Here is an 18365-nt window from a genome sequence, read left to right as displayed (position 1 = left end):
CATGATATATCTCCTTTCGTTATCTGTACAGGGTAAAGTGTCCTACAAACTCTCTGGCATCCTCTTCTTCATCGAACTTGATCACGTACCAGTAATCTCCCGTAGGTAATGGAGATCCGTTATAAGTACCATCCCAGAATTGTCCGACGCGCATTTCACCAACTACCCTTCCGTAACGGTCGTAAACCCTTGTTCTTATGGTTGGATAGGCCTCAGAGTTCGCCGGTCCCCAAACATCGTTATTGCTGTCTCCATCCGGAGTAAAGAAGTTAGGGATATCTATATCGTAGAACTCCACAAAGATCTCTGCACGGCTTTCACACCCGTTGGCATCCACGACCACCACCTCATAAGTGCCGGTTTCCCGGATACGGTAATCGGCATCGTCTCCTCGGTATTCTCCGTTCACATAATAATTATACGGCGGCTGTCCTCCGGTAGCATTGAAATCGATCACGTTGAGCTGCTCGTTGGCCAGGGAAAGCTCCAGTGGCTCATAAGCGATCACCTCAAAGAACTCACCGGCAGGCATCACCTGGGCACAACCTTCATGGAAGATCGTGATAAACTGATCGGCTCCGGCAGGAACGTTTCTGACAATTCCCTTCCCGTCGATGATCTCATTAAACAATACAGCCTGGTTAATATCATCAGTATTCAGGGCGTACATTACCTCAGCCAGGTCAAGCGTACTGTTGATCAGGCTTACCTCGATGTAATTCTCAGGCAGGTTGGTCGAACATTCATAGACCACATCCACTGCAGCGCTCAGGTCCGGACCGGTAGGAATCATAAAGGTGGTCTCTGTGGTACAGGTATTGGCATCGGTTACCTCTACCCTGTATTCCACATCTCCTTCGAGATCCCAGAAAGTCACAGCCTCTGCAAGGCCGATTCCTGTAAAGGTCTCCACAGGGGTGTCGCTATCCGGATGGTACAGGGAAACAGTGTATGGAGCCGTTCCCCCGGTCATATTAAACTCATAATAGCCATCTGTGGTTCCGTAACACACCACGGTGGGTTGATCGGTCACATTTACTGAAATTTCCTGAGGGTCGGTAACTACGAATACCTCGGTTTCAAAGTCACAATCCCACGGATCGAGAACCTTGATATAGTAGCTTCCTGCAACCAGCTCGGTAAATACAGGAGATTCCTGACTTTCCCCGATCTGATTTCCTGCCTGGTCGTAAAGCTCGAAATAGTAACTATCCGGGCCGGCACCACCGGTAATATTAATGGCAGAAACTTCTCCGGTATTAGATCCGAAACATGTGGTTGGTTGTCCGGTGATCTCTGCGGAAATAAATTCCGGCCTGATCAGTTCCACCGGTAGGGTTTCAAAAGTACACCCCTGTGCATCGGTTATATAAGCCGTATAGATATCAGCTTCGAGCCCAAGGAATACCCATCCGTCCACATTGGTGTGGGTTTCACTGTATCCTGTATTCTGTCCCACCAGGGTGATCTCGTAGTACGGATACCCCCCTGACGCATCCACATAGATTTCTCCGCGATTATTCAAACAGGTTACATTATGTACCTCTTCTATGGTCGCTGTAAGATCTTCCTGTGGTTGGGTTATGGTAAACTCAGTAGGCTCCACACTACATCCCAGTCCTCCGCTGGTAATAGTGGCAATTGCAGCATAATGTCCGGCAGGTAAACTTCCCACCGTAATATTGCTTAGTCCGTTACTGTTACCACTAGCTACCAGGGCATCGTCGGAAACTCTTCTGATCTCATAATCGAAACTTCCTGCCTGGTTTCCATCTCCGAGGAAGGTGTCGATCATGGTAAGCTCAACACTACCGGTAGCTTCTCCAAAACATGTAGGATCTACTACGGTGGCAGTCATTACGAACGTATTCGGATCATCTACCGTGTGACTCAGACTTACCTCACATCCGGTATACTCGTTCAGGATATTTATAAAGTATGCTCCGGGTGCAAGACCAGAAAAGGTGTGGCTGGAGCTTCCCGTAGCCGTAATAGTTCCGGAGTTCTCCAATGGATTTCCATTAATATCGGTAAGCGTATATAACAGGTCTGTGGTTCCCGGAGTACCGGAAAGCCCTTCAAAAATATCCACGCTTACAGTAACATCTTCTCCGTTAACACAGGTAGCCGTGGTGTCTACATTAAGCTGGGGATTTTCAATTCCGATAAACGGATCGATAATAAAGTTGCGTGTTACACTACAGTTATTGCTGTCGTAAACGGTAACAGTACCAGTTCCTCCCCTGGTGTCAGTTACGATAAACTGAGGATTAGAAGAAACCTGGGTTACACCGTTAAAGTTAAAGGCATAACGTACATAACTACCGCTACCCCCTGTTATGGTTGCAGGGTCTACCACCACAAGAGCATTGTTGAACGAGTTGCTACCTGCATTACAGCTAAAGTGTGTAACTCTTGGCGTTGGCATGGCAACCGGTTCCGGGGAAGTGATTGTTTCACTGATCTCCACAACGCATCCGTTTTGAGCTGTAGCTCTAATGGTATAAGTAATTCCAGCAGTATCCCCGTTAAGGTTGCTGAAGGTTGCAGTATATCCGTCTGTCTGATTCGGTGCAATCGCTGCAGCCGTACCGTCTATATCCACAATTTCAAAGGTGAATGGCCCGATGCCATTATCCGGAGAAGACACGATGATCTGCCCCAGGTCACCGGAACAGGACGGATCCTGAAGGCTCACCAAGTTAATAACAGGTTCCACTCTTTCCGGAACCACAACCTCCCTGGTAAGGGAACAGGTTCCGTTAAGATCATAAACAGTAATGGTATAGGTTCCTGCCACGGTAGCTCCGTTCCAGGTTGTCCCGGCCGGATCAAGGGTGGTTTGAGCCTGGTCTGCTGCACCCGGTCCGTCTATGGCATATGCAAAAGGTCCGCTACCGGAAATATTATCGATGGTGATGGCTGCCGGCCCATCACAGTATAACAATCCTGTTACCTGAGCTGAGTAGTCAAGAGGCACGATGTCTATGGTTCCGGTGACATTCACCCCACAACCATTGGCATCTGTAATGGCGATATCGTATGTGCCTGCAGAAAGCCCGGTAATCACATAAGGCGTACTGCTGTCTATGGTAACAGGACGTACAGCACCATTTACACTAAGCGTGTAAGGGGCAATTCCCTCCTGGGTCATATTCACAGTAATCTCATACTGACCGGATGGATCACAATTGTCGGTGATCTCCAGATCGATCTCCGGGGTAGGATCTGTTCCTACCGTAGCGATACCGGTTACAAAACATCCGGCATCAGACGTCACGGTAATATCGTAAGAGCCATCGGGCAATCCAGTGAATACTCCGTCATTATTGGTTTGTAATACACTGCCGCCCTGGCTGATCTCATATATATATGGAGGATCAGTCATGGTGCTCGGATCTAACTCCACGGTCACTGTTCCATCGTTCCCAAAACAAGTGACGTTGGTTTCCAGGATATCCTGAATAACAGGGATCACAGGAGCCGTCATCTCAATCGTTGTGGTTTCTTCACAAAGGGTAATATTATCCCTTACAGTAAAGGTGTAGGTTCCGTCAAGGGTAAGCCCTGAGAATACAGCACTACTGCCAAACGGGATGGTTGTTCCATCAGGGTATGTTGCCGAATAGGCAAAATCTCCGGATCCACCGGTGGCACTCAAGGTGATCTGTCCACCTACAGAACCATTAGTGGCATCACAGGAAAGGTTGCTGTCTATGGTAGCATCTGCGATAAATTCCTCATACATTTCAATCGAAGTTGGAATAACCACATCACACGACCAGGCATCAGATATTTCCACCTGGTAGGTGCCCGCACCTAACCCGGTAAAGGTATATGTAGTATTTACCCCCGTTACCGGAGCGCCAAAGGGAACTCCATTTTTAATTAACTGAAGCGTATAGGCACTTCCGTATCCCCCGGCGATATTTTCAACAGTTATTTCTCCTGAAAGGCCGGCGCAATTTGGATTTGCCGACGTGATATCTGCGGTAATCGGAGTCGGATCAATCAATAGTTCGTCTCCAAGCTGAACGATACATCCGTTCTGATCCTGGATCCAGACCTGGTAGGTTCCGGCTACCAGATTTTCAAATCTCGGACTGCTCACAAAGTCAGTTCCGGCAGGTGCAGGTTGGGAAACATCCGCTACAAAGTAGGTAATACCTCCCCATCCTCCGGTAGCCAGAATTTCGATCACGCCATCATTGCCCAAACAGGTTGGATTGGTCACCACGGTAGTTGCAGCAAGCGGCTCGCTTGGCTCCACAATAATAAAGGAGTCTGTTACCGTACACTGAGGAGCTCCCACCAGGGTAGCCGTTACATCATAGGTGCCGGCTGGAAGATTTGGGATCGTTAGGGTAACCCCCGAACTTGTTCCTGATGCAACGATAGTTCCTCCGGTATCGGTAATGGTATAATTAAAGTCTCCGGCGTTGTCACCATTGGTTGTCGGGTCGGTGTCGATCATCGTGATGGTTACCTCACCGGTACTGGCACCGTAACAGGTTGCTCCCGCAACGATATCCAGTTCAAAGGTGTCCGGATCGTTAAGGCTTTCCGTTACTACCAACTGGCAGCCGGTTTCGGTATTGGTTACCGTGATCTGGTAATCCCCGAAATCAAGTCCGTTAAACGTATGTGTGGCAGTATTTCCTGTAAAGGAATCATTATAACTTCCTCCGATCTGAAGGATGTCATACTGAAGGTTGGTGGTGCCCAAAGCAGGGTCCACTGTTGTGTTTACGGTAATACTTCCGTCTCCTGTTAAACAGGTAGGATCGGTAGCAAGGGTTGTCACATCTTCCAGTCTTACAAATGGAAGGATGGTTTCCGAATGAGTATCGGAGCATCCGTTGGCATCATAAACCGTAACAGTGACACTTCCTCCCAATGGGTTAGATACTACATACGAAGTACTTGTTCCAGATTGGGTAAGGTCGTCGGTGGTATCCGCCGTTGTACCGTTGTCATAAACAAAAGTATAGGTATAAGGAGGGGTTCCTCCGGTAACTCCTGAAGCAGAGACCCGGGCAGAATTTCTCGTATTTCCTACGGTACAATCAAATTGATCCGGCACTAAGGTGAGTCCACTTAATGCAGTAGGCTCATTAACTGTTGTACTTGCTACAAAGGAACAACCGTTAACCGTTGAAACACCGGTAATGGTATAAGGTCCTGCCGTTAACCCTTCAAAAGTATTGGTTGTGGCATTAAAGCTTGCTCCGGCTGGCATCGGGCTAATGGTATAGGTTAATGGCAGGGTGCCATTATCTACCTGATTAATGATAATCGAACCATCGTTTCCTCCATTACAGCTCACATGCTGCGGAAGCAGGGTAAAACTTGGCTGGATAGGCGCGAGGATCTCCACATTTTTGGTTACCGAACATGCATCAGCTGTAGCCATGTCCCAAACCGTGATCGAATAAACCCCGGCCGCATTGGCATCTGTATAGGTAAACGGTACTGAGGCGATTGCAGTTCTCGGCAAATCAATTCCGGGACCGGTGATCGCTATCTCATAATTTCCGGATCCAATCAGGTTGTTTATGGTGATCTCACCGGGACCGTTACAGTCAAATAGCCTGGAAACCTCCGCAGAGAATTCCAGTGGCTCTACAATATCAATGGTCGCTGAAGTTGTACACCCGTTAGCGTCTCTTACCTCAATGGTATGCGTTCCGGAGTTCAACCCGGTAACCTGGGCAGACCCGCTGCTCAGGTTTACATTTTGAAAAGCAGCTCCGTCAACACGAATCTGGTAGGGTGGCATACCAACGGATGTAAGTGAAACAGTAGCGCTGAAATTACCTTCAGAAACACAGTAATCATCTACTGCAGCAGTAATAACCGGCTGCGGATCGATATCTACGGTTACCGGCACACTCTGTATACAATTATTGGCATCCTTTACATATACGACGTAATTGCCGGCAGCCACATTAAATACCCCGTTACTGTTTTGTGCCCCTGAAGTCCAGAGCGCATCCTGCGGATCGGTCACCGCCGGGGCAGTATCCGGTTGAACAATAAACGTATAAGGTGCTGTTCCGAACTGGGCGGTAGCGGTGATTACCCCATCGGTATTACAAGTAGCATTAATCGAAGTTGCCGCAATCTGTAAAGGATTAGTCGACTCTATAATGCTGAATTCCTGAGTACCTACGGTACACTGATCAAAAGCACCGCCGATCTCCCTGAACAACACATAATAGTAACCCGGAGCAAGAATACCTGCGGTTTCCGTAACCGGTCCGGTAGGCGGATTTACCGCAATGGTTCCGGTTTGTCCGGTTGTAATGTTGGTCTGTGCATTAAAAATCTCCCATTCCACAGCTGAAGCTCCCCCGTCATAATTGTCTAAGGTAAAGGTCACACTTCCGTCTGCTGCCCCCGTACAGGTAACATTGTTTGGAATAAGATTATCAATAGTCATATTCGACGGTGTAAGGATCGGACCGTCGGCAGATTCAAAATAGTAACAATTCGTGGTCAGGTCATGTACCACAAAGGTGTACGTAATCCCCGGTGTTAGACCGGTGAATGTTTTCGTATCTCCACCTGCAACATCAGGTGCCATATAATTGGTTGAGTAAGGCGCCGAGAAGGTCTCCAGGATCGCAAACTCATAATTACCGCTACCTACCGCGGATGAAACCGATACGATGGCTGTTCCCCCTGAAACACAGTCTGCAGTAGGGGTGGCTATATTTATATCCAGGTCATCTGGCGGAGAGGCTATAATTTCCTCTCTTCTGATGGAGCATCCATTAGAATCAATGATATCCAGCTGGTAAATTCCAAAATCAAGAATGGTAAAGATGTGGTCCTCTCCCGAGTTGGCAACAAAGCTGTCACTAAACCCATTATTGCTGGTCAGGTAATACGTATATCCAGGAGTCCCTCCACTAACATTGGAAACTGTGATTGCTCCCGGAGTGGTTCCGGAACCGGAAAGGGAACAGGTGATCGGATCCAGATCAACGTTATAGGTGATCTCACTGGGTTCCCCAATCGTAATATCCTGTGGTAAAGAAGCACAACCTTTGCTGTCAAATACCACTACGGTATAAGTCCCGGCTGTTAAACCGGAAATGGTGGTCTGAGTGCCGTAATCCACCCCATTTACCTCCACACGATAAGGTCCAACTCCAACAGTAGTGTCAATATTTACCTGGAAGGCCCCATTACTACCTCCAAAACAAAGGATGTCGCTAACCTGGGTTAAAGTAAACACAGGCGGATCTGCCGGGGTAACCGTTACTGGTCCGGCAATATCACTACATCCATTAACATCGGTAACCTCAAAATAATAGGTTCCTTCAGCATTGGTGTTAAACACATTTGAGCCCATGGCCGTAAAGGGTCCGGACGCAGTCGTACCCCAGGCAAAGGTGTATGGTGCAGTGCCTCCGGTGGCATTCACTGTTATTTGTGCATCTGCGGAACAGGTCAGGTCGGCATCCAGAATCGCGTTGGCTACGACCTGTTCAGATATGGTAACGGTTTGAGGAGCAGTCGGACATCCAAATCCGTCCCGAACTTCTATATCATAGCTTCCGGCAGAAAGTCCGGTAAATGTATGGCCTGTAGGATCATTATTGAGAGGTACAAATGGACCTCCGTTCAGACTCACCTGCAAGTTTCCGTTCCCATTATTAACCGGGTCAATGGTTACTGTTACCGTACCGTTATTATCTCCGGCGTAACAGGTAGACGCAACAGCGGTAAATGCGAGATCTGTCGGGGCATCTACGGTTATCGGGAATGAAGCTGTACATCCGTTCGCATCCCGAACTTCTATGGTATAATCTCCGTTAGGGAGGTCGGTAAAGGTGTCATTAGATGAATAATCATAGCCATTGAAAACGGCTGAAGAACTATCAAGTAACCTGAACTCATAGGGTCGGGTACCTCCCGATGCTGTTGCCTGAACGGTTGCTCCGGCATTACAGGTTGCTTCTACTATAGTTGCTCCCCCCGCTGTAAGTGCATCAGGTTGGGTGATCGTCTCTGTTAAAGACTGAACACAAGAGCCTGCTGAGTCAAATTGAATATCGATGGTATAGGTACCTGCAGCAAGACCGTTGATGGTTTCCGTAGCCGAAGTTGAAGCAGTCCATGTAGCTCCGCCATCATAACTATACTGGTAACCCGCAGTCGTATCAAAATTGGTGACTTCAAAGGTTAAGGATCCGTCAGTGGCCCCGTTACAACTTACATGGGTAACCCCGGTAATTCCGGCACCGAAATCCTGTCCGCCCTCCACTACTACCGGAAGGGTAGTCGTACAGTCACTTCCGTAATCCACCTCCACGGTATAGGTTCCGGAAGCCTGGGCGATAAATATATTGGCATTAGGACCTGTCTGGGCAGCCACCTGAGCTCCAGTGTTATCAAGCAAGGTATACGTCCAGGCTGCATCAAAAGGAGTCACGGTAATATCGCCAAGGCCGTCACAGGTATATGCTACTGCAGCAGAAAGTACAGGAGCTACCGGAAGCGGATCAATAATGATCACATCTTCGTATGTACACGACACTGCATTGGCATCCCTTACCCGGATGGTATAACTGCCATCCTGCAATCCGGTAAATACATTGCTGCTTTGCCATGCTCCGCCATCCAGGCTGAACTCATAAGTACCACTTCCACCGGTGGCGGTAATGGTGGTCTGGGCATCCGCAGAACAGGTATAGGCTGTTTCCACATGGGTATATGAAAGTGGATCCGGTTGCTCGATCTCAATACTCACATTATCTAAACACCCGTTCACGTCTCTTACTACCGCCTCATAGGTACCGGCTGGCAGGTTATAGAAATCAGGGGTATTCACGAAGGTAGATCCGTTATCTATACTGTATTGGTAAGGCGCTGTACCTCCGGTTGCACTTAAAGAAATGCTTCCGTCGGCAGCTCCGTTACAGTTTACATTAACATGGGTCTCAAAAATTTCCACAGGAGTCGTAGATCCGATGGTAATAGTATACACCGTCTCGCAATACTCCGCATTACCGGAATTATCGCGTACATACACGTCATAATCCCCTGCAAGGGTCGTGTTATAAGTGCTCGAAGGGGTAAAATCCCCTGCACTTACAGGTTGTCCTGCAGGTACGAATGCAAACACATAATTTCCGTCCCCTCCGCTTGCAGTCGCTGTAATATCCGTATTTCCACCACAGGCAGCAATATTCCCTGCTGTAGCGGTAAGTTGCAACTGAGTGTCGATGGTAATGCTCGCGGTATCCTCACAATCAAGGGCGTCTCTTACCGTTACGGTATAGGTTCCCGGGGCCACATCAAAGGTGTTGGAAGCCTGGAAGGCCCCTCCGTTGATTCTATAGGTATAAGGCGCCACTCCTCCGGTTGGAGTTGCGGTAATAGTCACATTATTCGTTCCGTCGTAACACCCTGCGCTGCCAAGCGTTAGGGAGGGTGGTACGGGTGTGTTAAGTGTAAAGTCAAGAGGGATGTTACATCCTCCGGCATCCGTTACGGTAACGGTATACGTACCGGTCTGGGTAAGGTTGGTAAACCTGTTGTTATTCTGAGGCAGGGTCGTGGTTCCGTCAGGATATGTCAGGGTATACCTGTAATTTCCGTATCCTCCAGTAGCATTTACAACCACCCTTCCTGAAGTAACCACACAGGAAAGATCGGTTACGTCAAGGGTAGCGGTAAGGGCATCTGCAGGGGCATCTATGGTTACCATGGCTGTGGTATTACAACCGCGGTCATCAGTTACCGCCACCGTATAGGTGCCTGCACTTAAATTATCGAGGTTGATCGTACTTCCGCTCTGGGTTACTGCATTTGCTCCGTTCACGGTATAGGTGTATGGGGGAATAAAATCAGTAACTGTTAATACCGCGGAACCGTTGGCTTCTCCAAAACAATCTACATTGGCCTGTGAGGTAACGGAAATTCCGATTTGCGGATCAATGGTAGCCGGGAGCATTTCCTGGCAATTCGAACCGTCTCTTACATAGACATTATACGAGCCCGGTGACAGCGAACCAAAGGTATAGGTGTCGGGCGTAGCCGGATCTGGACTGAACCACGCAGTGCCGTTCAGGCTGAACTGGTAATCTCCGTTCCCCTGGGTAACTGTTACCACGATCTCCCCATTGCTGCCGTTATAACATACAGTAGGAGTCACATCAAACAGGATGGGCTCCGGAGCCTCCAAAACTACAGGAGTGCCGATATTGGTTTCACAACCATTGGCATCCCGCACCCAGAATTCGTAGTTCCCTGACAGAAGTCCGGTTATCAAACTATTACCTCCATAGGTAACGCCGGAGCCGCTGCCATCGTCAATACCATATTCGTATGGAGGAGTTCCTCCTGTAGCGGTCAGGTTTACTGATGCCCCCGGATTGGTGGCATCACAGGTGATCTGTTTTGTCAATTCATATTCCAGATCCAGTTCCTGGGGTTGACCGATCGGAGCAGATGCATCCATGGTAAAATCACAGGAACCATCTCCCGGAACCCTTACATCTACCGTTACAGCTCCCAAACCAAGACCATTTACCTGTACCTGGGCATCTGTAGAAGCGATCCAGGGACCGCCATTCACGCTGTATTCATATCCGGTAACAGGGTCAAAATTGTAAACCGCAAAGGTGATAGAACCGTCGGGGTTGGTCATATTGGCACAGCTCAGATCGCTTTGCGCAATGATCTCCCCGGCAAAGGCTTCGTTGTCCTGAACTACAATAGGCACATCTACTGCAGCTGTACAGATCTCAGGCACCTGGTAAACCCGAAGGCCGTCGATCGCTATATCGTTCCCTGATAAACAGGTGGAATTGCTTCTTATTCTGAACCTTAGCTGGGAATTCCCTCCGGAGTTCAGTGTCATGGCTATGTTATGCCATTGCTCATTATTATCTATGGCTCCGGTACTTTTGGAGTCAACAACCTGACCGGTTACATCAAGAAGCTCCACGATCAGATCCGGGTCGCATTGCCCTGAAGAAGCGAGAAGCAGATTGATAATACTGAGTTCCACGGTGATCTCTGAACCACTGGAAAGGTCCGTAAGCATCTTGTCGTAGATGATGCCTCCGGCACCAACCACATCTCCGATATTCACCGCCAGGTAACGTCCGCCAACTTCTCCGTCTACATCAGAGGGCACGAACCACTGTTGTCCGCCAATGGGTTGTAAACTGGAAGTAACCACATACTCCCCGTCATCAAGCATGGCGTCGTCATCGCCGGCAGGCGGGTCTTGTCCCACTACCTGGGACTCGTATTTGTAAACCGGGTTAATTTCTCTTAAGGTGGTGTTCTCGCCGGTTCCAAAATCTTCTTCCAGCAATAATCCCGGAGTTGGGTTATCCGGAGTTGCATTTTCGTAGTACAGTCTGAAATTATAATTCCCCGGAGGCAGAGAGGTAAACAAGCTGTCGGATACCGGGTAATCTCCGTTCATGCTGTACTCATAAATATAGACCAGGTTGGGATCGGCCACAGAAGGCGTAAGAGCCACATTTCCTGTACCGTCACAATTATAGGTTAATTCGTAATCGACCGAAGGGATCTCCGTGGCTGCATTTACATCCACGAACATATCATAGGTACATCCGTTGGCATCAACCACGGAAACTATACCATCATTTGCCAGGTATCCGATATTACTTGCCTGGGCAACCCCATTAAAAATATAGGTGTATGGCGGGGTTCCTCCGCTCGCATTGGCAATTTTCACCTCAGATGCCCCGATGTTCTGTATACAGGAAACATCGGTGATCACCCCGGCATAGGCTTCCAGGGGCGCATCCGGCTGATTGATCGTAAATGGCCGGATAAAGGAACAGGTCGAATTTCCCCGTTTGAGCGTAATGGTCACCTCAATAATATAATCGCCTGCAGAAAGGTTGGGATAGGTACCGCTTCCGTTTCCGGTAAATAATGGCGTATTGGTACCTCCGTACACGTAGGTATCTGCATCATATAGCTCGGTAAAAACTTCACTTACACGGTCTGAATAGAAATACAGGGATACTGACCCGTCAGAACCGCCGTAGCACAACACATCCTCCGGGTTCACATCGAACCGGTAACTAGGATCCAGGGCTATTGGCACTACGCCTGAAACGGTAAAATTCCCGCTGTCATCGCGCATCACAAAGATATAGTCCCCTTCCTCTTCAATAAGGAATTCATATACCCTGGCCTGGCTTCCCCCGGTACTTTCGCTTTCTTCATTTGAGAATTTAGAATCCGGAATTTCCTGGAAGGTTTCATATTTAGGCACCCCGTTTATACTCCAGATCGCGAATTGGTATGGCGGATCGCCCCCACCACGCTGTAAACGGATCCTTGCACGGTTACAATCCTTGATGTTAAACAGGGTTCCATCGAACCACAGTGGATTATTATCTGTAATGGTAACTACTTCGGTATACGAACAACCCGTATCGCTACTTACCGTTACAGTGTAATCCCCATCTATAAGATATTTAAAAACATGTGAGTTTTCTGTAGTAGGTCCATAAGTGTAATCGTAACCGTCCGGTCCGTCAATACTATAGGTGTATTGAGGTCCCACCCCGCCTGCATCTATAGAGATGGTCCCAAGGGAAGAAGGAGAATAGCTGGTTACGGACACGGAGGCGTTTAGCTGATCTTTGTATACATTGAAATAGTAGATCTTCAGACAGTTGGCACCGCTGTTTCCTTCAAACAATACCTCAACCCTGTAGCTTCCGGCTTCGGAAACGGTAAAGGTATCCCCGCTTCCTACCACATCAGACGAGGTCCAGCAGGCATTGGAGGCATTGGCACAGTTGGCTATAGAGGTACAACTTCCGTTTTGCTTTTTCCAGGTAATACTGCTGGCAGTACTGGAAAACCCGATATTCAGGGTTCGACTTCCTTCGGTACCACACAACAAAAGATTCGGCATCTGGCTTCCGTTATTCGGACAGGTACCGATATCATCTGCAAAGTTCAGAATCGGGTTTGCGATCCCGTTTACGTCGTAGAGATTTAAGGTTTCGGTATAGGTGATCACCCGTCCGTTACACTGAACGGTTTTCTCCACCACATAGGTTCCCGGATCGGTGGCCGTAACGGTTTGGGTATTCCCAACAAAGGCGCCGTTTCGGGTCCAGGTATAAGAATCAAAACCCCCGGTAGCGGAAATATCAATACCCGCAGTACCACAAATGGCTTCCGTACGGGTATAATTCAACTCGTTTGCGCTTACAAAAAAGGTAGCAGGAGCCGGGCTGGCATCTGCAAAACCGAGATAACTCGCTTCCTGCAGTCCATTGTACACCCCATAGGCCTGGTTGCTGATAAAGGAGCTGCACGCATCCCGGAATGCGACGGGATCGTTAACTACCTGAACATTTACCTGTAAATTCCCCTGTGCCCCCGGTGCAAGATTTCCAACATTCACCGTTAAAACCCTGGTTACAGGATCGTAGGTGCCCCCTCCGTTGTTTCCAACATAATTTATACCGTTCGGTATTGTGTCTATGATGGTGTAGTTAGCTACAGGCCCACTGTCCCTGTTCTCATAACGCAGATCATAGATCAGGTTCTGGCCCGGATCAGCATCGCCCAGGAGGGTTCCACCGCCGGCATTGTTTACCGTTTTCACCAGTTTCACCTCATCGGCAAAAGCAACCGCTTCCGCAGCCTCGGAGCTAAAAAGGGCTTTAAAGTCAAATGCCTCGGTAACTCCGGCTATTTCTGAGGAAATATCGGAGAATCCTTCGGTAATAACTTCAGAAAACTCTTTGAGAGAAGTGCGTTGTGCATCGGTAAGCACCTGAGGGGTTACCTTAAATGCAAAAGTGCCTGCAAAAATTATGCACGCAACCAGCAACACATTGGTTAAGTTGGAGTAGTTTTTCATCATAGCATTCTGTTTTGGGGCAGCACTAAGCGAATTAGGGGGCTTCAGTTAGTAGCTCTATGAACTTCCTACCGGCATGATCCAGATGTCATCTTCATAGGTATAGTTGACATTAGACCTGTACGAGCCCACGGCTTGCCGCCATGAGTTGTACTTCTGCAGGTAAACGTATTTATAATTGTTTCTTGGGTTGATATAAATATTAGCTTCAATTCCTTTTTTCTTTAGGGATTCCACAAATCGCCTGGCGTATTGTTCATTCTTATACACATTGGCGACGATGTAATATCCTTTAAGATCATCGGTCTTTCTGGGGGTAACCTCTCTGTTTTCGGCAAAAAGCACTTCCCGCTCTTCCGGTTTAAGGAAGGGCTTCATGAGGTTATTTACATACCGTTCGGTACATTCAGAAATTACTGCTCTCTGTCGGTTGATAAAAGATTTGTAATCCTTGTTTTTCTGATCTGCAGATGCGATACCATTTTTATCCGATAACAGCTCGGGTAGCTCCGCCTTTGCAAGTCGGGTTTCGGTTCTGTTTCGCTCCGGCATATCGCTGTCCTGCTTAATGCGCAAGACCCATGATTTGCCCTGGTAGACACCATCGAGATTGGATTCGTATGCAACACGCGCATCAGCAAGTTTCTCGAATCGCTCCAGGTATACATAATTCAACCCGTTCTTTTTGAAGGAAGAGGCCTTAATTCCCTTCTCTTCCAATTCCTTCAGGAAACGGTTCAGGTTAGATTCCTTACGGAACACATTCGCGATCAGGTAATACCCCTTCCCTGCTCCATCGACACGCTGGGTGGTCGTGGCCTGAAGAGAGGTGTTTCCCCTTTTCGGGGCCGCAGCTTCTGATTGGGTATCTCGATCTGTAACTGATCGTTTTACTGCCTTGTCAGCGGTTTCCTTTACAGGTATGTCCGCCGCGGCCAGTGTGTTTTGGCTGGCATAGGAAACCGGTTCCGGTTTAGCCGCCTCGTTCTTTTTATACTTATCGGTATCTATGGAGGGCTCTCTAAATGCCACCCCTTCTTCGATGTCTTTTTTAAACTGCTGCAGTTGCGCGTTCATTTGCCCCTGATTCTCCTTATTGGCATAATCTTTAATGAACTTCTGCATGTAAGCAAATCGCTTATTGATATACTTCTGCCTGGCCTCTTCCATAGAATCCTGCCTGAACATCATCTCTTCGATGATCATATTGTTCTCTTCCACCAATTCACGCAGCCTGGCGATCTCAGCATTTTTATCCTTGATGGAATCCTGCGCCTCCTCCGAATATACCATTTGGTTTTCTTCGCTGAAATCCTCGTAAACCCTGTTTTCGGTAAGTGTAGGAGTAAAGGAGTAAGCAAAGTGAACTTCGTGGGTTACCCCGAAATTGGAGATCTGGTCATCAATCCCTTTTTCGGCCGTATATCCTATGGAGATCCGGTCGGTCAGGTTAAAGCCAAGTCCCGCAGCAACGCCGTAAAAATCGTCATACCCCGTTTCCAGCCACCCCAGCTTGGGCAGGTCCAGGATGAGGCTTCCCGACAGATTCAGGTCGTCTCCGGCAATATTTCTTGCTCGGGAGAGAACGCTGAATTTCCCGTTCTCAAACATTCCTGAACCATTTTGAAATTTTCGGGTATACATCAGGTGACCGGTATAGGTCTTTTCACCGAAGCTGGTTAACGACTCATTGGTACGCAGGTTGTAATCGAACAGGTTCTCTGCATAAACCCCAAGGTCAAAACTTCCTAAAGAAAGGTTGATCCCGGGTTGAAAGCTCACCATTGAACTGCCGTCGAGTCCTACCAGAAGCGGATCGTCCGGCTGGGCAGTATTGAGATTACTGTCATCAATACCGCTGTTGTAATAAGACAGGTTAAAACCAAAGGTCAGGTTGCTCTTCTCGGCCAGCTTAACCCCGTAGGCATAGTTTGCCATTAATCCGAAATTGGAAATGGTGGCGAAATTCTGGTGGTAAACACTTAAGCCCACCCCCATGCGGTCACCAATCCTTCCGGAATAACTGGCCAGGTAGGTGTTATAATTGTTTTCATAGGCCGCCCACTGGTTTCGATGGTAGAAATTCAGGTATGATTTATCCTCATTTACCGTCGAAAAGGTAGGGTTAATAAGGAACCTGTTAAACTTCAGCAGGTTCTGCGAAGGAATTTGAATTGCAGCCACAGGGGTCTCCTCCTGGGCGTGTACCCAGGCACCAAACAACATAAACATCAATATGTAGCACCAATTTCTGATCATTATTCCTTATCTACTTCACCACGGTAATGGTTCCTCGTTTCACAATTTCCTTTCCTTTGCTTATGGTATAGTAATAGATCGGAGGCTTGGCTCCGTTATAATTCATATTATCTGACGATTCCGGCCAGTTGTTCTGGTATGCTACAGAAGAAAACACCTGAACGCCGCTTTCGTTATAAATCGTTACCTGAATATCCGGTTGGTATGCATAGGCCGATGGCAGGATCCAGAGATCATTGAAGCCATCGCCATTGGGAGTAACGGCATTGGGTACGCTGTAGCTAAGCTGGAAGGATAATTCCAGGGTCTTAACCACCTCGCAATTCCCTACCAGAGCCTTCACCATGTACTGTCCCTCAGCAGATAGTTCTACAGAGGCCGAGGTGCTCAGTTCGTTATAATCGGCATCATACCAAATGTAGCTTTCCCCGCCGGTGGCTGTCACAATCCTGCTTTGTCCTTCGGGAATCGAAAATTTAGACGGTACGTCAAGCTGCACCATATCGGCACTCACTTCTGAAATTGTCACCTCATTCGAACGTACAGTACAACCGTTGGCTTCTACCTCAAGACTATAGGTGCCCGGAAGCGTGGTTTGCAGGTTGGCTGCTGTTTCAGACATGGCCACCCCATTGCGATACCATACATAGGTGTATGCCGAAGAGGTCATGTTAGAGGTAATATCGAGTAAAACACCATCATTACAGGTAATCGTTACCGGGGCATCGATCTGAGGCGTTTCTGTAATTCCCATTTTAACGTCCAGTTCCTGAGACAGGGCGGTTTCTGTATTAAAACTTGCCTGAAGCGCATAAATACCGGAGGCATCTATCCCGTTGATGGTAATGCTTCTGTTGTTTTGTCCCGCTATTGACGTTCCATTTAACATCCACTGATAACTGAAAAGCGCCAGGGAAGATTCCGCAAGCACATAGCGGTCATTCCCCGCAACCGCTTCGATCTTATCGAGATTCAGGGTGAGGGACCCGGTCATGCAGTCGGTATACCCACCGGTGTTCATGCTTACCGCAAAGGCATCCGGAAGAATCACCTCTGCAACAGGGGTGAATTTTTCGGTCACACAGGATCCGTTTCCAATTACTTTGGCTTTATATACGCCTGGAGCGTTCACCGATATCTGGGAACCGTTCTGACCGGCCATAAGTACTTCATCTTTATACCATTCAAATGATGGATTACTGGCCGAGGTGGTTACATTTAAACTAACGGATTTCCCGGGTAATAATACCAGTCCGTCCGGGGTGTTCATGTTGGCGTTAAATCCATCTGAACCCACGGTAATAATGTTCGAGGCTTCCTCACATCCGGTCAGCGTATTTTCCACCACCAGGTTGTACTTCCCTTCAAATCCGGGGTTGGAAGCATCTACCGTATAGGTATGACTATTGTTCTGCACGATCAGGTTGCCATCTTTATACCACTTGTACACCAGGGTAGTTTCGTTATAATTGGCTTCAAGGGTATAGGCGTCTCCCTGGCAAAGGGTAACATTGGCATCACCCAGCAAAGAAATGCCCAGCGAACTGGGTTGGTAAACTTCCACAAGATTGGAAGAGGTCGCTATGGAACAGTAATCCCCATAATCTATTTCCACAAAATAAATCCCGGGCTCGGTTACTTCTATGAAGGACCCATTTTCACCGGGGATCAGGGCCATATCCTTATACCAGTTATAGGCCGGTTCATTTGGATAGTTATCTACACTTAGTATATACCCGGTACCTTCACACATGGACGCTTCCTGGTAATTGTTAAGTACAAGCGCCTCGTTTACCTTCATGTAATAGGCGGAAAACGCATCGCTTTCTGCACTAACCTTCTGAGGACTAGTACTTCTCACTCTAACTTTGTAGGAATCTCCTGCTGTTGTGTTCGGGAAATTAATGTTGAATTTAAATTCGTAGGATGTATTCTTATCTGACAAAGTGCTTAATATTGTCGGATTTGAAAAAGATCCGTTTGCGTCAGATAATTCGAGGATAAACTGGTTGTCCGATGCGACCGCTGGTGACAGCCATGAAAAAGAAACAGCAAAGTCATTAAACGAGGAAGATGCACAAGCATAAGAGAAGTCGGGGGTTGGTTTTCCCAATGTTTGAGCAGCACATACGGAAACCCCTGCTAGCGAAAATACTGCAAGCAGCAGAAAGATTAATCTGTGGGGCTGTAAGGCTTTCATTATTGAATAGGTATTAAT

General features: G+C 47.9%; 3 protein-coding genes. All 3 read right to left on the bottom strand.

Features of this window, described 5'->3' with window-relative positions:
* Positions 1-19: 19 nt before the first annotated feature.
* From K7R11_RS01775 to K7R11_RS15065, 3 genes are read right to left on the bottom strand one after another with little or no spacing between them, the layout of a single operon-like run.
* A complete protein-coding gene (locus K7R11_RS01775) occupies positions 20-13891 on the bottom strand; it encodes a T9SS type B sorting domain-containing protein (protein ID WP_224488172.1) in 13872 nt (4623 codons plus the stop codon).
* A gap of 54 nt (positions 13892-13945) precedes the next feature.
* Positions 13946-16120, bottom strand: a complete 2175-nt coding sequence (locus tag K7R11_RS01770; RefSeq protein ID WP_262899766.1) for a PorP/SprF family type IX secretion system membrane protein — start codon at positions 16118-16120, stop codon at positions 13946-13948.
* Between the two features lie 37 nt (positions 16121-16157).
* Entirely contained in the window at positions 16158-18008 is a 1851-nt protein-coding gene (locus K7R11_RS15065) for a T9SS type B sorting domain-containing protein (RefSeq protein ID WP_224488169.1), read from the bottom strand.
* Between the last annotated feature and the right edge of the window lie 357 nt (positions 18009-18365).

The sequence above is a fragment of the Robertkochia flava genome (genome assembly GCF_020166515.1).
GTDB lineage: Bacteria > Bacteroidota > Bacteroidia > Flavobacteriales > Flavobacteriaceae > Robertkochia > Robertkochia flava.
Note: the sequence above shows the minus strand (reverse complement) of the source record. Positions and strands in the feature narration are given on the sequence as shown.